Origin of the sequence: Mucilaginibacter polytrichastri, from assembly GCF_001911425.1 — a bacterium.
GTDB lineage: Bacteria > Bacteroidota > Bacteroidia > Sphingobacteriales > Sphingobacteriaceae > Mucilaginibacter > Mucilaginibacter polytrichastri.
The window spans coordinates 2,763,690-2,784,254 of sequence record NZ_MPPL01000001.1 but is presented as its reverse complement, the minus strand read 5'-3'; the positions used below and the strand labels follow the sequence as shown (position 1 = coordinate 2,784,254).

Sequence of the window (20,565 nt, the reverse complement as noted above, 5' to 3'; positions counted from 1 at the left end):
GGCGAAAAGTCTGTAGCAACAAGGATCTGATTCATTTTTTAATAATTATTATATAAATAAATGAAATAACATAAATAGCAATATCGCTAATATAATTGCTACCGGGAGTGTTAGCACCCAGGCAAGCGCGATATTTTTCAAAGTTTTACTATTAAGGTTGCCCTTACCTCCCGATGCAACCATAGCACCGGCAATACCGCTGGACAATACGTGCGTAGTACTTACCGGCAGGCCAAATGCCGTGCTAAGCCCAATGGTTGAAGCGGCAACAATTTCAGAGGTAGCGCCCTGGGCGTAATTTAAATGTTCGTTGCCTATTTTTTCGCCAATGGTAACTACTATTCTTTTCCAGCCAATCATGGTGCCTAACCCCAGGGAGAGGGATATGGTGGCAATAACCCATATGGGTGCAAAGTCAGTTACATGCTCCAACTCATTAGAGGCACTGGTGAGTGTAGCCCTGTCTTGTTGAGCTATCTTTATATTTTCATCCTTAACTACAGCCCTGATATCTTTGATAACGCCTTCTACCTGTTTGCGGTAGCTGTAAGTTTTAGCCACATCTTTTTCGTTCTTGGCTGCTAGTGATGCTTTGGTTTGGTTAACAGCACCATTTAGTTTCATTAATAGTTCCTTCTTGCCGGGGTCGGCAGCTATGGTTTTAGTAATTACCTGTTCTGTTTGGTTTAGTGCTGTTAAAACTTTGGCATTTGGTATTTTATGATTAACCGCAAACCTTGCAGGCATAAAAGCGATGAGGATCAGCATGAATAAACCGACACCTTTTTGACCGTCATTGCTTCCATGAAAAAAGCTGACCAGCGTACATGTTGTAATCAGCAGTAAGCGGATATGAATAGGAGGGCGGTCGTTTTCGCCCGATGGGATATGAAACAAGGCATGTGATTTGGTTACATGCTTTAAAAATAACATGAGCAGTGCCGCAGCACCAAAACCAATAATAGGCGATAAAATTAATGATGAACCAATTTCTTCTGCTTTCTCCCAGTTTACACCCGGGCCGTTGTAATACCAGGTAAAAGCTAAACCGGCACCAATCATGGCCCCAATCATGGTGTGAGAACTAGAGCAGGGAATGCCGAGGTACCAAGTACCCAAGTTCCAGATAATGGATGCCAGAAGTACAGATAAAACCAGGCATGCGCCCACGCTAACGGGTAAGGTCATTAGTTTATCTAAGGGTACCAGTTTCAAAATCCCCATAGCAACGGTTACGCCTCCAAGAAATACGCCCAGGAAATTCCAAGCGCCCGACCACGGAATGGCATAAATTGGTTTTAGAGCTTTTGTATAAATAACGGTTGCAACTGCATTAGCGGTATCATGAAACCCATTTACAAACTCAAACCCTATTACGGCAAGGATGCACAGCAGGAAAACAGCCAGCAGATAACCGCCTAATTCTACCTGGCCAATGAAAGGAAGAACCACAGCGATAAATAATTGATGCATAATTATCAAATAACAGCTTCTAAAGTTGATTTAACTATATTTTTAGGTTAACATATTGTTATTTTATTGTTAAGACGAGGAGGGTGGAGAGGATGCCAGAGTATTAATGCGAGTTGCTTAATGATGTTAATGCTATTTTATTTGCCTTGAGTATTGTGTTTTAACTTGTGCGAAAAGATAGATCATGATTGGCGAAATAAAAAAATAATATTTTCTGAAACAATACTTCATACAACTTGTAGTTAATAATATTACAAGTATTACATTTTTTAATCAACCATTAAATTTATCGTTATGGCTTTCAAAGCAAGATTAAATTTTTCGGGCAAAGAGTATGATGTACTTAATTGCTCGTATGCCTTAAATCGCGATGTTGACTCTAAAGGACGCCCGTCTTCAGGAGTATATGGCGGCAGTATTGACATCGAAGTAGAGTCTACCGAAGACACTTCAGTGATCGAATCCATGGTAAACAATCAGTACAAACCGCTAACCGGTACTTTACTGATCAAAAAATCTGAAGAAGATTCAAAAATGAAAGAGCTGACCTTTGAGGACGCTTACATTGTGAAATATTCTGAAGGATTAAACATCATCGGTGATACACCAATGAGCTACAAATTCACCATATCTGCACGTAAGCTAAAACTGGGCAGTGCAGAGCATGTGAACGACTGGCCGGGTGTGAGCGCCAACTAATCACTAGATCGTTTTAGGGAGAATAACAGGCCTGCTTATAGCACGTTGTTGTTCTCTGATTAATTAACTTTTTAAATTTTACTACCATGGCTTTTAAAGCAAGAATTAATATCGGCTCGAAAGAGTTTGACGTGCTGCAATGCAGTTATGCATTAAGCAGGGATGTCGACGCAAAAGGTCGTCCGTCATCAGGCGTGTATGGCGGTACCATACAGGTTGAAGTAGAATCTACCGAAGATACTTCGGTGATCGAATCAATGGTGAATAACCAATACAAACCACTGAGCGGCACCATCACCTTCAAAAAATCAGAAGAAGATGCCAAAATGAAAGAACTTTCTTTTCAGGACGGCTATATCATTCAATATAATGAAGGCTTATCAATTATTGGCAATACGCCAATGTCATTAAGTTTTGTAATCTCGGCCCGTACCTTAAAAATTGGTAATGCCGAGCACGAAAATGACTGGCCAAAATAGCATTGAAATAGCAAGATATACGTAGGGGATAGTATCTATCTTTACGTATATCTTGTTGCTTTATGATGCCTCATCTACAGAAAAATTCATAACGTTTATTACTTTACGCTGCAAAAGGAACATTAAGATTAATGAGTACACCAAAAGCATTTCTACCGTTTTCGCTTTTCTTTTATTTGTTATTCTTTTTTAGTACAGGCTATGCACAACAGGTTTATCAATCTGTTGATGACGTGCCTAACCCTAAAATTAGCGGACAGCAAAGGTATATCAGTGATGCTGCAAATGTTTTAGAAAGCGCAGCTGTTGACTCGCTCAACCAAATTATAGGTGGCTTAGAAAAACAAACAGGTGTTGAGGCCGCTGTGGTTATCGTTAATGATTTTAACACCGATATCGACGATTTTACTTTCGCCAAAGATTTATTTAGAAAGTGGGGAATAGGTAAAAAATATGCCAATAATGGTTTGCTGTTATTTATTAGTACCAACAGGCATCATTACCGGTTTATTACAGGCTACGGTTTAGAAGGCTTGCTGCCAGATGCAGCTTTAAAAGAGATAGGTGACCATAATTTAGTGCCTTATTTTAAAGAACAGCAGTACGGTGCAGGCATCCTTTTAACGCTAAAAACCATCTCGGCATATTTAAAGCAACCTGCTAATAGTAAAGAGCTAAAGTCACTACTGAAAGATACCAATAACGGGTTAAATCTTGATTGGTTGTTACCTGCAATTGTATCATTGCTCATTTTTGTGTACTACAAGTTTGCGGCTGATGGGTTAAAAAAGATGAATCCCAAGTTGCCAAAAAGCGCCGGAAAAAGTTATAATTCGTACGGTTTTTGGGGCGGTATCATAGTAATTGGCATGTGCGTAGTTGGCCTTGCATCAATCGTCATTTTTGTTTTATACAATTTAAATGATGGTTTTAAGCATATGATAGCAGTGCTTTTGCCGCTATTGCCTTATTGGTTGTATGTGTTTCTTTCGTTTGCCATATTAGCCCGTTACTTATTTGTATTAAGTGCGTTGCGAAAGGCTCATCAGGATGATCTGAATTTTAACACACAAGTTGAAGCATTGCATCAATCCGTTCGCTGGTATATTGTCCTTAGTCCGTTACTGCTTGTCAGGATGAAAATAGAGAAGGGCGTTATTCAGAAAACCAGTAAGCGTTTTGCAAATGCCCCGGCAGATGCACTGGGTAACAATATGACCAGGGTAGATCGCGACAAGAACAAAACTGGCTCGCCTTATTTGTCCGAAGGGCAAAAAAAAGAGGAAAAGATAGGCGTATATCAATACGATATATGGGTGAGTAATGCCGGTAATGATGTTAAAGTAATACCAAATGAAGGGCCTAATTTCCAGGGTTATGAACCTTGCCCAAAATGCGGTTTTAAAACACTGGGTAAGCCAAAAGAAATTGAAGTAGTAAAGCCAACGCGCAAACGCGAAGGAAAAGGAAAAGAAGTGCGCGAATGTGCTTTTTGTGACTATGAAAGCTTAATTGCCGAAACAGTAATCCCGGTACTAATTGCTACAGTAAGCAGCCGGTCGCGAGATGATGATGACAACGATAGCAGTAGTTCTGGGTCATCATCAGAATCCGGTAGCTGGGGCGGTGGTAGTACAGGTGGAGGTGGTGCAGGCGGCACCTGGTAGTGTGTTTAATAATAATGATTGAATATTTTTTGCCTTAAATAAATTTAGTGTACGGTAATTGTACCTCCGCTTAACAAATATTAAAACCAGAAGCAGCGTGTTTTTGTAGTAATAATGCAGCGTTCTTTACCCCGATGGACGCATTTTGCTTAAAAAAGCAACAGCATTACAACGCTGTAACATAGTGAAAAGACCACGTTCTTTACCCCGATGAACGTAATTGTTAAAAAAAGCAGCAGCATTATAATGCTGTAATACAGTGAAAAAGACCACGTTCTTTACCCCGATGAACGTATTTTATTTAAAAACAGAATAGCTATAAAACGCTGTGATAAAAGAGAATGTAACCTAAATGTTTACTAATTCTATTTGCCGATGCTTACTTATTATAAAGATACACCTCATTTTTCTGTACAGCTAAGTCTTATTAAAAACGAAGTTAAAATAACACAGCGTTGGAAATATACCTGGACCAGTAAATTAGGGGCCACTGCATGGACCTACCCCGAGAAACGCAAGTTTCATGCCGCTGCCGATAAGCTTATCTGGTCTGTTTGGGGAACTCCATTTGAACTTACACCAACCCCCGATTCTGTTTTGCCAGAAAAGTACCATGCCAGGCCTTTACGGGTTTATTTTGACATAGAATGGGTTTTAGGCACCAATCAGCATTGGGATGTTAATGCCACTAAAATTCCGAGGGGGAGTTTCGAGCAAAGTTTTATCATATGGGAAACCCGTAAAATAAGCCTGGATTCGGAAGACACAGTATCAACGTTAAAAAAGTTTTCGCGGCCAAAAAATTATTACCAGCGCGGCGTGGTTCATGAGTACGGCCATACCATTGGCAATATCCCATATACAGCAGGCAGGCATGGCGATGAGTATTTAAATAGCAGCCCCTATCTGCATGATTTTCCTAGTATTATGAATGTTGGCGAACAGGTAAGAAAAAGACACCTGGACTATGTAAAACAAGTAGTTAACACGCTTATACCAGGTTTAAAATTCAATGTATCCAAACCATTATGAAAGTAGCTTATCTCTTTTTCGCAAGTGTTTTGGTCATTGCCTCTTGTTTAGGCAGTAGCGACAAAAACAGGGTTAAAAAATCAACTATGGTAGCTCAACATCACGAAAAAAAAATTGAGCCGGATACTTCCGGTATCAAGAAACTATCTCCCGACCAGGGGAAGGCGCAATTGGGGCAAACCATAGCAGATACTGTTTTTACGCTTCAACAGCCATTGTCTGAGTTTAGAATCTCGATATATAACCATATCCCCAAGGCAGATAGGTATTCACCCCGTGTAAAAGTACGTGAACTGATCTGGCAATTAAATAAAGGGCAGCGGTTATGCGTGTGGTATTTAAATAAAAATAACAAATGGATTTACATGGATAAATTAACGTTTGCCGATTCGGCTGTGTTTTAAGTATCCATTATTAAGTAGCTTAATTATGAAAAAGCAATTCAAGGTAAGTATAAACATTGATGGCGAATCTATTAATCAGTTTACATCCTTTGTGCTCGAACAAAGATTTAACAGCCATCACGTATTTACATTACGATATAATCTTTACATGGCCGGTTTACCTAAAACCGTAAGCCTCGACCAAAGCAGAGATTATATTGGCAAAAAGCTGACCATTCAGTTTGGTAATCTTGGCGAAGACGAAAACGTATTTGTAGGCACAGTAACCCAGGTAGAATTTGTACAAAGCCACGGCTATATTGGCGAAATTGAACTGACCGGTTACAGCCCGACCATACTTATTGATCGCGGCCCCGATGTTGGTTCATACCTAAATCAGGATTTAAGCTCCATCATCAGAAAGGCAACTAATGATGTTGCAGAAAATGATTTAAGCATAAAGATCAATAATGTTAGGGCAGAGCCTATAGATTATATGATCCAATACCTCGAGTCTGATTTTAGTTTCTTAAACAGGCTATCATCCCAGTACCATGAAATGTTTTTTTACGATGGCGTAAAAATGCAATTCGGAAAGCCGGATAGCTTTAAAGAAGTGAAAATAGTTTATGGACGCGATTTGCATACCATACACTATGGAATGAATATAGCGCCTTTAAATTACCGTAAGTTTTCATACAACTCGGTTCATGACCAGATTTTTACTTCGCAGCCAAAGTCCGATCCTTCTGAAACGCAAGATCTGTCGCACGCCATTAGCGCTTCTAAAATGGTATACAGTAAAGTTTACAGTCAGCCGCTGCATGTGCGGATAGACAATCAGAAAGACATGGATAGCTTTATTGATAACGAACAGTCGGGCATCATTTCGCAATTGGTGAAATTAAGTGGCAGTGGTGATAATCCGTACGTAGGTATTGGTCGTGTTTTGGATATCAGCATGAGCTTAAAAGAAGAAACGAGTTTTGTAACTACAGATTTTGGTAAGTTTTTGGTAACGGGTGTATCGCATCATATGGATGGCGTAGGCCATTATCACCATACCTTTGAGGCCATTCCAGCCAATAGTAAACATATCCCTGTAGAATCTCAATTACCACTTGCAGATATACAAGTGGCAACCGTGTTAGATAATGATGACCCATTAAAGCAGGGCCGCATTAAAGTTAAATTTAATTGGGATTGTAATAATAATGACCCTACCGAGTGGTTGCGGGTAGTAACTCCAAACGCCGGCCAGGGTGTAAGAGGCTCGAATCGTGGTTTTTTTGCCATCCCCGAACAGGGCGATCAGGTGCTGATAAATTTTGAGGAAGGTAACGTAGCCCGGCCTATTGTTATGGGCAGTGTTTACAACAATAGTAATGTGGACAGCAGTAAGCAAATTGAGAATCATTTAAAAAGCATTACCACCAGAAGCGGCCACCTAATAGAATTTGACGACCATAACGATACCCAGGGGATCCGGATTACCGATATCCGTAATAACGTAATCCACATTGATACCTCTACCGATAGCATTACCATTACTGCTTTAGAGAATATGACGCTTAATGCTAAAAATATGAAGATCAATGTAGAAGAAAACCTGGATGTGCAGGTAGGTAAGGATATGAGAACCCAGGTAAGCCAAAACAATACCTTCAACACTGGGAAGCACTTTCTGCTACAGGCCAACACCATTGCAGAGCAAGCCAAACTTGATATTAACGTAAGGGCTAAAAAGATTATTGAAACTGCCGACGAAGTGCAGATTAACAGTAATGCCGAAAATATGGTACTGTATTCCGGCAAGTCAGTAATGTCTAAAAGCGTTGAGAAAAATAAGTTGTTTTAATAATTAGCTGATAAGAAAATGCCAGAATCATGGAATACAGTCCATCCTGTAACTGCGCACCATGTAAATGATGTTGAGCCATTACGATTAAATGTAGCAGGCCTTAACAGAACTTACGGCGTATCAATTGCATTGGGTGCCGAAAACCAGTCTAATAATTTTCATTATGAGATTAGCCTCGGTTATACACAGCTTACCGGGAACCAATACCTGGTAGAAATTACTAAAGAACGGGTATACATTAATGATAAGCCGGCAGAGCAAATGATTGATGAGTTTGCTGAAAAATGTGGCAATATTCTGTATCCTGTAAAAGTGCTTACAAATACCAGGGGCGAATTTATTAAAGTGGCTAATTACGAGGAGATAAAGCAACGTTGGAACAAAGAGAAAGAAAGCCTCAGTAAATATTATGAAGGTGATTTGGCTGGAGATTTAATTACCGGTATGGATCGGGCGGTGAATAATGAGCGTCACATCAATCAGGTTATTAAAAACGATTGGTTTTTCTCTTTGTATTTCTCGCCCTTGTACAATATTAACAACAACCCCAATAGTAACGCTGGTGAGATAGCATTGCCTATGCTGGCCTATACACAGCCGCTAATATTTAGCATAACACAAACTAAGGATACCAGCCCTACCGAAAGCAAAACGTTTGAGATACAGCAGCAAGGTATTTGTACTGATGCCCGCAGTGCCGAAGATTTGTTAAAAGGCTTAGCTAACCCGGTATCCGGTGCGTTTTCAGACATCCATACACCGGTAGAAGGGGCGGTTGAATTGAATTATAAAGTTTACCTGGCAGACTGTAGCATAAGTTCAATAACGTGCAAAAGCAAGGTTTTAATTGGAGCAACCGAACGCATTGCAGAAATAAGTATTTATCATTTACGTGAAAAAGACCGGTTAAAAGACAGCAATCCTGCCTTATTGGTTGAAGAGCAGGCTGAACAGCCAGAAAAGAAAAAAGGCTTTTTTTCTTTTCTGTTTAATTAAATTATCATGAGCGAAAAACATTTGGTATGCCAGGGTGCAGATTGTATCTGCCAGTTTGGTACAACCCCCGATAAAATAAAGGTTATAGCGCAATCTAAACATTACATCAATGATGAAAATGGTTCAGAGAAACTTATCGCTACAGATAAAGATCTGGGGCAGCCTTTTAAGGCCAAATCATTTGGCAGCTGTAAAAAAATGAATAATAATCCGTGTAAACCTGCCATTACCAAATGGGATGGTTTTTACGATAAAGTATTGCTTGATGATAAGGCCCATGTACTGTTAGAAGATAGTAAAGCAACCTGCTCTGTTGCCGGGTCGGCTTGTGTAAGTATAACTTTCCACGGCCAAACAGCAGCCATGAAAGCCGGTAATACAGCAAATGCAAACGAAGACGTACAAAGTCAGCTTAATCCGTTGTTCAATATCAAAAAAGTGGAAGAAGAACTGCTGAATATCTATTTAATTGAAACACCCGGTTTTTAAAACCCAGACGTTATGGCTAAAAATAAAAAACTAAAGCTTACCGTCGATAATCTTGTCACTAAAGACAGTTCGGGATCACATCCAAAGCCCAACGGTAAGGTAGATGAAAACTCGCATATCGTAGTTTTAAAAGAGGGCGGCAGTATGACTGCCGAAATTGTGGGCATTATCCCTTTGGTGCAAGACAAAGAACCTCAAAAAACAGAATATGAGTGGCTTTGTAATATGGTGCAAACCATCAACTTTAAAGCCAGCGATGCCATTGGGTGGACAGGCCCTAAAAGGCGTTTTCTTTTCCCGAAGGTAATTGAAGGCGGAGGTATGGTATGGGTTGAAGCTTTTGAAAAAGGGACAGAACCCACCAACTCATTAAAAAACGGCTACCTTATAGCCGCCAAAGGAAAGCCTGCTATCCTCTCGGCCATTTGGCGGGAGTATTCGCCTAATAATGATGGGAAAGATATCACCAAGTCTGCAAGAAAATTTGGCGACACTGTTCAGCTTCATATCTATACACAAGCACTATATGGGCAGGATGTTGAAATAACGCTAATGGATCATGACCTTTTAGATGCTGACGATAACCTGGCCCCAATCCCCAGAACAGATGGTAAACCCGAATACGAAAAAGATAAAAAAACACCCAAAATAACCCTTAAGAAGTTTACCAGGGAGGTTAAGATCTACACCATGCTGGAGGATGAAAGGTCTCGGCCGTCGAGTATTCAGATCTCAGATTTTATTCAGCAGGATAAGCCCGGTTCTGCGCCCGGGGCCTCAACGGGAGCTGTAAGGATCAACAAAACCCAAAAGGTGGTACTTGATGTATTTATTGATGACCTGTGGGCAGCCACAGCCGGCGACTCGCTCGAGATTTACCCGGTTGTAAAAATAATTAGCCAGGCCAATGCCAAGGATACGCCCCTTACTAAAGATTACATTACCGTTAAGGGAAACATTAATAAAGAAACCGCTTTAAGTAAGGTTGGCAACAAGCCGGTAATTGTTGGCGATATCCCTACCAACCCTAAAAGATTTAATCCTTGCAAATACGCAATGATTAAGGTGAAGGACAAAGAGGGAGAATGGCCTGTATTTGATGAAAATGTACTTGAATACACAGATAGCAATAACCTGGTATTTGAAGTTATTGCCGGCGAGGATAATGCAAAGCAAACAATTACCCTCACCTTAATTGATTTTGTGAGCAATAATGATGAATGCACCGGCAACCCTAAACATAAAGGCCATAGTATTATTTACTATTCTTTAATAAGCGATGGTTACAAAGACGAAGACGAGAAAAATAAACGCCCGGAAGATAAAGACAGTGCGCTAAAAGTTAAGGGGACTAACCCAATTACCGTTTTAGGCGTCACAGCCAAAAGAAAAACAGACCATTCAAAATCATATACAAAAATCATTAAGCACTCTGACACCGAGCTGGTTTTTGATGCCATGTATAAATACTCCATGCTTAAGGCAGATGGTACTGTTGACTGGGAACGGATATGGGGTTATTTTTGGTTGCCGAGTGTTAAAACCGACAAATATCCCATAATTACGCAGTCATGCAGATGGAAGCATAATTTGGATTTTATTATTTATCCGGATATAAAATGGTCGTTAATATTTGGCTTTAATGTTAACAAAGAAAAGCTGGAAACGTTATTCCCTGGTTGGTGTGCCGAAAAAAAGGTAAAGCGGTATGAAAAAATTGGCAAAAAGATAACCCGCAAAATTGACGCTCAATTAGACAGGGTATTGCCCGATGCTATAAGTGCAAAGGAAAGAAAGGCGATTAATAATGATGTGAAGGGAGCCTTTACCGACGCTTACGGAACACCTGTTGCAGCAAAGAAAAAAACATCAACAACCCAGGAAAAAGGTAAACTCAGCACCTTGGTTGATATTTTAAAAGAGGTTGAAATATCTTTAAAAACAGAATTTAATGCCGGTCAAAACCAGGGCGATATCACCCAGAAATTTGTAAAGAGTGTTTACGACAAAATGGGGGGCATGTTTGACCTGGTGACAAAAGCCGTCGAGATTATTGAAGGCAAGCACGATCCTAGCCCCAATGCAGCTGGTGGTAACGAAAGTATTAATGAGTTTATATCAAAAGATGGTTTACAAAGCCGTTACAAGCACCTGGTTGAGTCGCTAAAACGCCCTCCGCAAGAAGTTGAGATCTTATACCCTAAAATAGAGTTTAGCGCAAGCTGGCAGTATGAGTCGATAGATGGCGAGCATTATCCAAAATTAAAAAGCAGGAAAGGGCTCAGCGTTGACGTTAAGTTAAAGGCAGAACCTTTAATTGGTGTAGAAATAAGATGGCATATCTTAGATTTGCTGGCCAGGCGGCACCCGATAGCTTATGCTGTTTTGGCCGCAGTTAAAACATTGCTGGCCGCATTAGGAGACAATCCGGATGGTATTAAGGTTGATTTTTGGGTTAAGGGAACCATTGGTGCCGAAGTTGATTTTCAGCACAATTTATTAGCCGGGCCCAAAGAATTTACCGCAAAAGGCTCAACAGCCTTGCAAGCCGGTGTCGAATTGGATATTACCATTAAGGGTTCTATTGTACAAGGCTCGTACGAAGCGGTAGCTAAATTGGGTTTTGGTGCGGCAGCGCAGGTAGGTATGGGTATTGAAGTAACGCTTGGCGTAGATTTTGATGGTTTCTTTACAGAAGCTTCACTTAAATTTGAAGGGCTAAAGTTAACGTTCAAAGCAACAGCCGAGGCTTCACTAAATAAATTATCACGCAGTAAAAAGGGTGATAAACTTGAACGGGAGCAGTTAATGAGCTCAGGCGGCAGTATAGAAGGTGAAATTACCCTGGGTGAGCATACTTTTAAAACAGATAAAATTTACTTCAAAAAATTTGAAAATGAGGACGACTAAATTAATTTTAGTACTAGCAATAACGGCAATTTGTCAATTTAGCTGTGGCCAGCAGCAACAAAAAAAAGATTTATCTAAACAGCCCGCAATGAAAATTACCAAAGAAGAGTATAACAGCATATCAAAATCAGTAAAAACATTTAGCTATAATCCCACCTACTCTTTACGTGTTAACAGGGTAGCATGTACTTACGAAATATTTGTAAATGACATGCTTGTTGATTTTTCTTTTGAAACAGGAAACAGCGCAGGCGAACAAACAGCAGGTTTTGCACAATATATTTTAAGGAGCGGCAAGCAAAAAATACGTGTAAGGGTATACCCTAAAGCCATAAAACCGGGCGAGTTGGAAACAGCGCTTTCGCCGGATGCCGATCTTTCTGTCCGCGTGGTTCATTTTGAATTTGGTAAAGGCAAACCCGCTGATGCCCCACAGGTTTATGTGGCAAAATTGCCTAAACTAACTGATAAACTGCCTTACTTTGAATGGACCGGAGAGTTTATCGCAGACGTGCCCTATACCCTTAAAGGGTGGAGCGATGGGGTAGACCTGAGCAAAGAGGATCACCGGGCTTTAGAAAAAGAGGTTTTAGAAGCCAGTGAACGTTATAAAAAAGCTTTTGAGCAAAAGGATGTGCCCACCATTGCTAATATGATCTATAATCGTGAAAAAGAAGTAGCGCAGGCATATTTCTTTGTATCCGGCAAGGAGGGTAATTACGATCATGGTTGGGAAAAATTAGAGCAGGAAACAAAAAACACTACAAAAATGAATCCTATTGCCGGTTATAGTATGCATTTTTTTGGTGATGGTAAAGTAGTTTCTTTACTTCAAAATAAGGGAGAGAACAGAGACTTTCCTGCCATTTATGGCGAAACAGCCGATCAGGAAAATTTTTACGGCCTGCTATTTTATCGCCCTAAAGCTGGGGCTGCTTTAGAGGTAATTCGTTAACTTGTTTAAAGTAAGGCCGGCTTAAATTTGCAAGCCGGCCTCCTGGGTGAGTTTTGTTAAAGCATTATGGTTAATAATTGAAATGCTTTTACCGGCTACAGTAATGAGTTTTTCGCTCACCAGGTCATTAATTACCCTGAAAACGGTTTCGTAAGTAGTGCCTGCAAACGAGGCCAGATCTTGACGGCTCAATTCTATATTGATAATACCTTTACTGTCGGCGCCAAACTGCTTATTTAATAACAATAATGCTTCGGCTATACGGCCTTTAACGGGCATGTGGGCAAGGTTACGCATCCGTCTTTCAGATTCTCTTAATTCTTCGGCAAAAAACATTAAAAGCCCGTAGGTAAAATCATTATTTACTTTAATGGTTGACCTGAAAAAATCCATATCGAAAAAGCTGATGATGCCATGCTCTAATGCAGTAGCAGATACAGGGTAATACTCGTTGTTTCCTAAACCGCGATGCCCAAAAATACCACCCGCCCTGGCAAACCTTATAATCAGATCTTTATCTGCATCCCACCTTTTATGCACTTTTACAATGCCGCTATTTACAAAGTAAACGCCCTTAACTTCGTTACCTTCTTTAAAAATAAGCTCTCCTTTTTTTATTTTAATGTTTTTTCTGTTGTTTTCAATAGCAGGTTGCCATTCTTTTAAGCAGTTTTTAGATATATAGCAGTTATTAATATCAAATTCTGGTTTTCTCTTATCCATTTACAGGTTCTAAGCTTAATTTATGGTTTTAATAATTCTTTTTTGATTAAAAAAAATCGAAGAAGTAAATTTATATGATTTGTTTGATAATATATACACGCAGATTTTTATTTAAATAAAAAAATAACCTGCTATGAACCATTTGCTAAGATAAACGGCGGGTCAAACTTTTGATTTTAGTTATTGTTTACCAATATTTGAAAACTTAGGGTTGGCTGCGAAAGCAAACGTACCAGATGCAAATGCATATCCTTTTAAAACACAATACGTATAAAAAGGTATATATTATACCCGGCTACAACCTATTTAATTGCTTAATACTCTTTTAAAGTGCCTGATAAACGAAATCCCATACCTGAGAATGAGCAGGAACGCCTGAAAGCATTGGAAAGCTACGAGATCTTAAATTCCCTGAGTGAAGCGGAATTTGACCGTATTACCGAGCTTGCATCTATAATATGTGATACACCAATATCATTGGTTAGCCTTATAGACCAGCATCGCCAATGGTTTAAATCTAAGGTAGGGCTGGAAATTAGTGAAACTTCTAGGGATATTGCTTTTTGCCAGTATACCATTATGCACGACACGCTTTTTGAGGTGGAAGATGCCACGCGGGATGACAGGTTTAAAGATAATGAACTGGTTACAGGCAGGCCTGATATTCGTTTTTATGCCGGCTTTCCGCTCACAGATCCTTCGGGATATAATCTGGGTACCATTTGTGTAATTGACCGAAAACCACGTCATCTTACTGCCGGGCAAAAAAGAGCACTGGCTCTGCTATCAGAAGAGATAACTGCACTGATAGTGGAACGGCGACAAAAAGCTGAACTTAAAAATTTTGAAAGCTTATTCAAGTTATCGCCAGATCTGATCTGTGTTGCAGGCCTTGATGGTTACTTCAGGAAAATAAACCCTGCTTTACAGCAGTTACTGGGGATTAGCGCGCATGAGCTTTTAAATACATCATTTTATGAGGTTACCCACCCGGATGATCTGGTAGCAACACAAAAAAAAGTGGAGCGTCTGCTTGCAGGTAAGAAGATACTCAACTTTGTAATGCGTATGCGTTCGGCTTTGGGCGGGTATCGTAGTATTCAATGGGTTGCTTCGCCTGAAGAGGGTACCAATAATTTGTTTGCCGTAGGGCGTGACATGACAGAGGAACTTGCCAAAGAAGCATTATTAGCCGATAATGAGGCCAAATTACGTGCGTTTTTTGAAAACTCACAAGGGCTGATGTGTACGCATGACCTGGATGGGAAATTTATATCAGTTAATATCGCTGGGGCAGATATGCTGGGTTATAGTAGCGAAGAGATACTCACTAAAACTTTATTTGACCTTATCCCCGCAGATCATTATGAGGGGTTAAAAGCCTATATGGCGCAGATCCGTAATGTAGGAGCAGCCGAGGGCCAAATGACAACATTACATAAAAACGGTTCGTTTAGAATATGGATCTTTAATAATGTACTGCAACAGTCTGCCGCGGGCGAATTATATGTTATTGCCAATGCCGTTGACATTACTGATCGTTACCAGCTGGAAAAAAGTTTGCAGTATACCAAACAGATGCTCGAAGAAACTAACCAGGTAGCCAGGATTGGTAGCTGGCAGGTAGACATAGCCGACCAAAAAATATTCTGGACATCGGTAACTAAAGAAATACATGGTGTACCGCCCGATTTTGAGCCCGATTTTAAAACCGCTGTTAGCTTTTATAAAGAAGGAGAGAGCCGTGATGCTATTACCAAGGCTATAGAAATAACCATGCGCGATGGCACTCCATGGAACCTGGATTTACAAATTGTTAACGCACAGGGTAAAGATGTTTGGGTGCGGGCCGTAGGCACGGCTGTGATGAAAGACGGTATCTGTAAAAGATTACTGGGCACCTTCCAGGATATCGATGAAAAAATGAGAGCCCAGATTGAGGCAAATAAATCAAGGGCAATACTGGCTGCTTTTGTAGAACATGCGCCTGCTGCAGTGGCCATGCTTGATAATGATATGCATTATGTGGCTGTAAGCAATTGCTGGCTGGAAGATTTTAAGATAAAAGACCGGCAGGTAATTGGCGTTTCCTATTATGAGGTATTTGATTTTATTACAGCAGAAGGTAAAGCCAGGCACCAGCGTATTTTACAAGGAGCTGTTGAACGTAATGACGAAGATGCATTGCTGCTTTCAGGCAGCAATGCCTACCGTTATTCGGCCTGGGAAATGCGGCCCTGGTACCAGTTTGATGGGCGTATTGGCGGCATGATGATCTTCACACAAGATGTTACCGCTATTGTTGAACAGCGCGAACAGCTTCAGGCTGCCAAAGTTCAGGCCGAGGATGCCAGTGTGGCCAAGTCAGAGTTTCTGGCCAATATGAGCCACGAGATCAGAACCCCTTTAAACGGTGTGATCGGTTTTACGGATTTGGTGCTGAAAACCAACCTTACTGATACCCAGCAGCAATACCTTACCATCGTAAACCAGTCTGCAAATGCACTGCTCAGTATTATTAATGATATCCTGGATTTCTCTAAAATAGAAGCAGGTAAACTCGAACTGGATATTGAGCAGTCTGACCTGTATGAAATGAGTGCCCAGGCTACCGATATTATCACTTACCAGGTACAGCATAAGGGCCTGGAGATGTTGTTGAATCTGACACCAAACCTCCCGCGATTTATCTGGACCGACTCGATACGGCTTAAACAAATATTGATCAACCTGCTTAGTAACGCTGCCAAGTTTACCGAAAAAGGCGAAATTGAGCTCAAGATAGAAGAACTATTAAAAGAAGATGAACAGTCTACCATCCGGTTTGCTGTGCGCGATACGGGTATCGGGATAAAACCAGAAAAGCAGGGTAAGATTTTCGAAGCATTTTCGCAGGAAGACGGATCTACAACTAAAAAATATGGTGGCACCGGCCTGGGCCTTACCATATCTAATAAATTGCTGGGTATGATGCACAGCAAACTCGAACTCGAAAGCACACCGGGCCTGGGTAGTACCTTCTTTTTTGATATTACTGTAAAGTCAGCCATTGGTGAACCGATAGGGTGGGAGAACCTCGACCGCATTAAAGAGGTAATGGTGGTTGATGATAATGACAATAACCGTGAGATTATTAACCAGATGTTGTTGTTAAAAAATATACATACAACACCTGCAAAAAACGGCTTTGATGCCTTGCAGCTTTTAGCAGCTGGCAAGCGCTATGATGTGATCCTGATGGATTATCATATGCCTTACATGAATGGGCTGGAAACCATCAGGAAAATTAGGGAAACCTTTTATCCCACAAAAGAACAACAGCCCATTATTCTACTTTCCAGTTCGGCTGATGATGAAAAAGTGGTTAAAAGCAGTGAAGACCTGCAAGTAAATCATCGGTTGATTAAGCCAATTAAAATGCAGGATCTTTATGGCGTTTTATCGCGGCTTTATCATAAAGAAAAAGCCAACAGCAATTCGATTTCAGGAACACGGGCCATTACTGCAACCGCCCGTAGCTACACGATATTAATTGCAGAGGACAATGCCGTGAACATGTTACTGGCAACAACTATTTTAAAAAGGATTATTCCAAACGCCAAATTGGTACAAGCTAAAAATGGTGTTGAGGTTATACAACATTACCAGGCAGAAAGGCCGGATCTTATCCTGATGGATGTGCAGATGCCCGAAATGAATGGTTTAGAAGCTACAGAAAAAATTAGATTGCTAGAAGCGTTAGGAGGGCATGTGCCCGTAATTGCCCTTACAGCCGGCAATATTAAAAGTGAGCGCGATAAATGTTTTGACGTTGGTATGGACGATTTTATTGTTAAACCGGTAGTTGAAGAAACCATTGCTGCTGTGTTAAATAAATGGCTGGATTTTGCAAACATAGATACCGAGACTGCAACCAATGTAGGGTTGGATAGCAATTTGCATTTTGACCTGAAACAGATTATAAAATATGTTGGAGACGACCCTGAAATAATTGCCGAGGTGATTGCATTAACCAAACTAGAGCTGAAGGATTCTCTCCGGTTTCTTCAAAAACAAATTGATAACCAGGACTTGAAAGGAATTAATAGCACAGGGCATAAACTTTATGGAACTGCGGTATCAGCAGGGCTGGTGTTAGTGTCTAAAATAGCTTTGGAACTGGAGCAAATGGAACTGGCGGATCCCGAACGATTAAAATATATTTATAATAGGCTTCAGGAGGAAGCAGATGCAGTTGTCAAACTAATGGATGGCTATCTGCAAAATTAGAATAAGCTGGTCTGGTCGGCTGATTGCCCTTGCATCTCTTGTTGATAAGAACGGATTAGTTTAATAATTTCTGCTCCATATTGTGCCGCTTTTTGCGGGCCAATACCTTTAATACCGCTTAACGCCTTCAATGTTGCAGGTAGTTTTTCGGCAATGGCGGCCAGCGTTTTTTCTGTAAATATCATGCCGGGCATTATTCTGTTTGCCAGGGCTTCTTTTTCCCGCCATTCCCGCAGTTGTTCATACAACTTCTCATTCGGCAGGGCATTTAATGCTTTTAGGTATGATCGCTCATGCATGCTGACTTTATCCTTCACTAATTTCAAATAGGCTTCAGTGGTAAATTGGTTTTGCGAAAAATACTCAATAAGTCCGATCCTGTTCATCAGCCAGATGATCAATTGATCTGCTTTGGCGGCCAGTTCCTTTGATTTATCAATTAAAGAAGGCAGGTTTTGGTAAAGGAGTTCGATAGAGGTGCGCAGCTTTTCTAAAAAATAAGCGGCCGCCTGCTGGCTGCGTGCCAGCTCTAATTGCCGGGTAAATTTCTCGGCAACGCTTATAATCTCTTTCTCCAAATCTGGCAAGATGCTTTTAAAATCATTGATCTTAGCTTGGAGCGGCCCGAAATTAAATAGCTCGCTGAGCAAAAATTGTTGATATAAAGCCTTGTCGTGTTCCAATCGGTCACCGTCAGGCTGTAACGCCTTTGCCTGTTCGTTAAAACGTGCCACTGCCGGGTCTGTTATAATATTACGCGCTGCGATTGGGTTACGTAATACCATACCACCCAAGCTGCGGCACCGGCTTAAAGCAACATAAGCCTGGCCGTGGGCAAAAGACTCAGATACATCAATAATAGCTTTGTCAAAACTTAGCCCCTGGCTTTTGTGGATAGTAATAGCCCAGGCCAGCTTTAATGGGATCTGTGCAAAACTACCAGAATTGGTTTCGCCAATAGTATCGCCCTCCAGCTGGTATTTTATGTTGGTCCATTCTAAGGGTTCAACAGCAATCTCTTTCTGATCTTTGCCGCAGTTAACAAAAACGGTGTTATCTTCTATAAAAGAAACCGTGCCAATCTTGCCGTTGTAATACAGTTTTTCGGCCGAAGTATCATTTTTAACAAACATTACCTGTGCGCCAATCTTGAGCTTCAGGTTCGTTTCTGTAGGGTAGGCATCTTTGGGGAAATCGCCCCGAATGGCAGCAGTAAATTCAAATGCTTTACCGGCCAGGTTTTCCAGAAATTCTTCGTTTACCTTTTGGGCAAGACCGTTATGCGTGGTCAGGGTAATATAGGGTCCATCAACAGTGGGCTGGAAACCGGGTTGATATCTTGAATTTAAAAGATCGAGGTTGGCCTGGCTGATGCTTTGATTACGAACCTCGTTAAGGATATCTACAAATGCCTGTTCCTTTTGGCGGAATACATGGTCCAGCTCAATGCGTACATAGCTGGCCTTTTGCATAACCTGGCTGCTAAAAAAATAAGGTGTATTGTAATAAGGCCTTAAAATACCCCATTCCTCTTCCCTGATAATGGGGCTTAACTGCGAAAGATCGCCAATGAGCAGCAGCTGCACTCCGCCGAACGGAAAGCGCGAGCTTTTTATATTCCGTAAAATGAGATCGATCTGGTCCAGTACATCGGGCCTCACCATACTCACTTCGTCTATAATAAGTAACTCCAGGTTGTACAGCAGTTCTTTCTTTTCTGCATTGTAATGAGCTTCCGGCCGTTCTGTACCCGATGGAATAACCGGTGCGAAAGAGAGCTGAAAAAAGGAATGGATGGTCATACCACCGGCATTGATAGCCGCCACACCTGTTGGTGCTACTACCGCAAGCTGCTTTTTAGCGGTTTGCCGCAAGTTTTGAAGGAAAGTAGTTTTACCCGTTCCCGCTTTACCTGTCAGAAAAACTACCGTGTTGGTGCTTTCTAAATAATCATACGCCAGCTGCATCGCCCGGTTCATCTCTGCCATCTTATCTGCAATATTACGAGGAACATCTAAAATTTCAGCCTTTGTGGAATTTTAGATGTTCAATATTTTTTAACAGATCTTTTATGGCAGAAAAGTCGGCAAGTGTTGTCTTGTCTTAATTTACCCTGTAATACGTCTCATTTACACATCTTAAGCAAGCTGTTTAGCTGCTAAATTTATAGATACAATAAAACAGCACAAACATGAAAATAGTACGCGTAAATTATACAACCACAGCCGAATTTGCCCCAGTTAACAAGGCCAACATTGAAGCTATTGTGCATGAATTAAAAGAACTCGATCATCAGGGCATTAAATACAGTTGCTGGATTTTGCCCGACGGTAAAACGTTTATGCACTTTGACCAGTTTGAAAATGAAGAAGCCCACAAGGTATTAACCGGACTTGCATCATTCAAAAAGTTTGACGAACAACTCTGGGCAAGCGGACTGGAAACAGAACCAGAATTAGAGTCGCTTTCTTTGGTTGCATCTACCGAGGCGTTTTTGGGTAGAGGCATTTGATTTATGTAATATTACTACCCGGCAATAAAGCAGTCTGCAATCTTAATGGCTCTTAAAAGTCCACAGACAGCCCAGAGTTGCAGCGGTCTCTTTAATAATTATCATCCTATCATCAAG

The 20,565-nt window shown here is 40.8% G+C and carries 15 protein-coding genes; 12 read left to right on the top strand and 3 right to left on the bottom strand.

Annotated features, from left to right (window positions below; genetic code table 11):
• Positions 1 to 48 precede the first annotated feature (48 nt).
• Positions 49 to 1,473, bottom strand: a complete 1,425-nt coding sequence (locus RG47T_RS11845; protein WP_074489663.1) for an inorganic phosphate transporter — start codon at positions 1,471 to 1,473, stop codon at positions 49 to 51.
• A 294-nt stretch (positions 1,474 to 1,767) separates the two neighbouring features.
• Between RG47T_RS11845 and tssD (RG47T_RS11840) the strand changes: the two genes are divergently transcribed.
• The 10 genes from tssD (RG47T_RS11840) to RG47T_RS11795 all read left to right on the top strand — a co-directional run bounded on the left by tssD (RG47T_RS11840) (position 1,768) and on the right by RG47T_RS11795 (position 12,944).
• Positions 1,768 to 2,172 carry a type VI secretion system tube protein TssD gene (tssD, locus tag RG47T_RS11840; protein WP_074489662.1) on the top strand — a complete coding sequence of 135 codons (405 nt, stop codon included), beginning with the start codon at positions 1,768 to 1,770 and terminating at the stop codon, positions 2,170 to 2,172.
• An 86-nt stretch (positions 2,173 to 2,258) separates the two neighbouring features.
• Positions 2,259 to 2,651, top strand: coding sequence for a type VI secretion system tube protein TssD (gene tssD / locus RG47T_RS11835; RefSeq protein ID WP_074489661.1), 393 nt, complete (start codon positions 2,259 to 2,261; stop codon positions 2,649 to 2,651).
• Between the two features lie 131 nt (positions 2,652 to 2,782).
• A complete protein-coding gene (locus RG47T_RS11830) occupies positions 2,783 to 4,318 on the top strand; it encodes a TPM domain-containing protein (protein WP_074489660.1) in 1,536 nt (511 codons plus the stop codon).
• A 375-nt stretch (positions 4,319 to 4,693) separates the two neighbouring features.
• Positions 4,694 to 5,350 carry a hypothetical protein gene (locus RG47T_RS11825; protein WP_074489659.1) on the top strand — a complete coding sequence of 219 codons (657 nt, stop codon included), beginning with the start codon at positions 4,694 to 4,696 and terminating at the stop codon, positions 5,348 to 5,350.
• Positions 5,347 to 5,754 carry a hypothetical protein gene (locus RG47T_RS11820; protein ID WP_074489658.1) on the top strand — a complete coding sequence of 136 codons (408 nt, stop codon included), beginning with the start codon at positions 5,347 to 5,349 and terminating at the stop codon, positions 5,752 to 5,754. The genes RG47T_RS11825 and RG47T_RS11820 overlap by 4 nt, the downstream gene beginning before the upstream one ends.
• 25 nt (positions 5,755 to 5,779) lie before the next feature.
• On the top strand, positions 5,780 to 7,591 hold the full coding sequence (locus RG47T_RS11815) for a type VI secretion system Vgr family protein (protein WP_074489657.1): 1,812 nt from the start codon (positions 5,780 to 5,782) through the stop codon (positions 7,589 to 7,591).
• Positions 7,592 to 7,609: 18 nt separating this feature from the next.
• Entirely contained in the window at positions 7,610 to 8,590 is a 981-nt protein-coding gene (locus RG47T_RS11810) for a hypothetical protein (RefSeq protein ID WP_074489656.1), read from the top strand.
• A 6-nt stretch (positions 8,591 to 8,596) separates the two neighbouring features.
• Positions 8,597 to 9,079 (top strand): DUF4280 domain-containing protein, encoded by a 483-nt coding sequence (locus RG47T_RS11805; RefSeq protein ID WP_074489655.1) that lies wholly within the window; start codon positions 8,597 to 8,599, stop codon positions 9,077 to 9,079.
• 12 nt (positions 9,080 to 9,091) lie between these two features.
• The gene (locus tag RG47T_RS11800) at positions 9,092 to 11,989 is read left to right on the top strand and encodes a hypothetical protein (RefSeq protein ID WP_074489654.1); all 2,898 of its coding nucleotides are present in this window, start codon (positions 9,092 to 9,094) and stop codon (positions 11,987 to 11,989) included.
• Between the two features lie 88 nt (positions 11,990 to 12,077).
• Positions 12,078 to 12,944 carry a hypothetical protein gene (locus RG47T_RS11795; RefSeq protein ID WP_139235680.1) on the top strand — a complete coding sequence of 289 codons (867 nt, stop codon included), beginning with the start codon at positions 12,078 to 12,080 and terminating at the stop codon, positions 12,942 to 12,944.
• A 21-nt stretch (positions 12,945 to 12,965) separates the two neighbouring features.
• On the opposite strand, the gene RG47T_RS11790 is transcribed toward RG47T_RS11795, so the two are convergent.
• Complete coding sequence (locus tag RG47T_RS11790) at positions 12,966 to 13,667, bottom strand: Crp/Fnr family transcriptional regulator (protein ID WP_074489652.1); 702 nt, start codon at positions 13,665 to 13,667, stop codon at positions 12,966 to 12,968.
• Between the two features lie 330 nt (positions 13,668 to 13,997).
• Here RG47T_RS11790 and RG47T_RS11785 point away from each other — a divergent pair, with 330 nt between their 5' ends.
• A complete protein-coding gene (locus tag RG47T_RS11785; RefSeq protein ID WP_074489651.1) occupies positions 13,998 to 17,936 on the top strand; it encodes a PAS domain S-box protein in 3,939 nt (1,312 codons plus the stop codon).
• Here RG47T_RS11785 and RG47T_RS11780 read toward each other — a convergent pair.
• A complete protein-coding gene (locus RG47T_RS11780; protein WP_074489650.1) occupies positions 17,933 to 19,924 on the bottom strand; it encodes an HRDC domain-containing protein in 1,992 nt (663 codons plus the stop codon). The two genes, RG47T_RS11785 and RG47T_RS11780, sit on opposite strands and share 4 nt — an antisense overlap.
• Positions 19,925 to 20,127: 203 nt before the next feature.
• On the opposite strand from RG47T_RS11780, the gene RG47T_RS11775 reads away from it, so the two are divergent.
• On the top strand, positions 20,128 to 20,448 hold the full coding sequence (locus RG47T_RS11775; protein ID WP_074489649.1) for a hypothetical protein: 321 nt from the start codon (positions 20,128 to 20,130) through the stop codon (positions 20,446 to 20,448).
• The last annotated feature ends 117 nt before the right edge of the window (positions 20,449 to 20,565 follow it).

Coding starts and splice junctions, on each gene's coding strand:
- RG47T_RS11845 (WP_074489663.1), bottom strand. CDS start 1,473: ATGCATCAATTATTTATCGCTGTGGTTCTTCCTTTCATTGGCCAGGTA.
- tssD (WP_074489662.1), top strand. CDS start 1,768: ATGGCTTTCAAAGCAAGATTAAATTTTTCGGGCAAAGAGTATGATGTA.
- tssD (WP_074489661.1), top strand. CDS start 2,259: ATGGCTTTTAAAGCAAGAATTAATATCGGCTCGAAAGAGTTTGACGTG.
- RG47T_RS11830 (WP_074489660.1), top strand. CDS start 2,783: ATGAGTACACCAAAAGCATTTCTACCGTTTTCGCTTTTCTTTTATTTG.
- RG47T_RS11825 (WP_074489659.1), top strand. CDS start 4,694: ATGCTTACTTATTATAAAGATACACCTCATTTTTCTGTACAGCTAAGT.
- RG47T_RS11820 (WP_074489658.1), top strand. CDS start 5,347: ATGAAAGTAGCTTATCTCTTTTTCGCAAGTGTTTTGGTCATTGCCTCT.
- RG47T_RS11815 (WP_074489657.1), top strand. CDS start 5,780: ATGAAAAAGCAATTCAAGGTAAGTATAAACATTGATGGCGAATCTATT.
- RG47T_RS11810 (WP_074489656.1), top strand. CDS start 7,610: ATGCCAGAATCATGGAATACAGTCCATCCTGTAACTGCGCACCATGTA.
- RG47T_RS11805 (WP_074489655.1), top strand. CDS start 8,597: ATGAGCGAAAAACATTTGGTATGCCAGGGTGCAGATTGTATCTGCCAG.
- RG47T_RS11800 (WP_074489654.1), top strand. CDS start 9,092: ATGGCTAAAAATAAAAAACTAAAGCTTACCGTCGATAATCTTGTCACT.
- RG47T_RS11795 (WP_139235680.1), top strand. CDS start 12,078: ATGAAAATTACCAAAGAAGAGTATAACAGCATATCAAAATCAGTAAAA.
- RG47T_RS11790 (WP_074489652.1), bottom strand. CDS start 13,667: ATGGATAAGAGAAAACCAGAATTTGATATTAATAACTGCTATATATCT.
- RG47T_RS11780 (WP_074489650.1), bottom strand. CDS start 19,924: ATGGCAGAGATGAACCGGGCGATGCAGCTGGCGTATGATTATTTAGAA.
- RG47T_RS11775 (WP_074489649.1), top strand. CDS start 20,128: ATGAAAATAGTACGCGTAAATTATACAACCACAGCCGAATTTGCCCCA.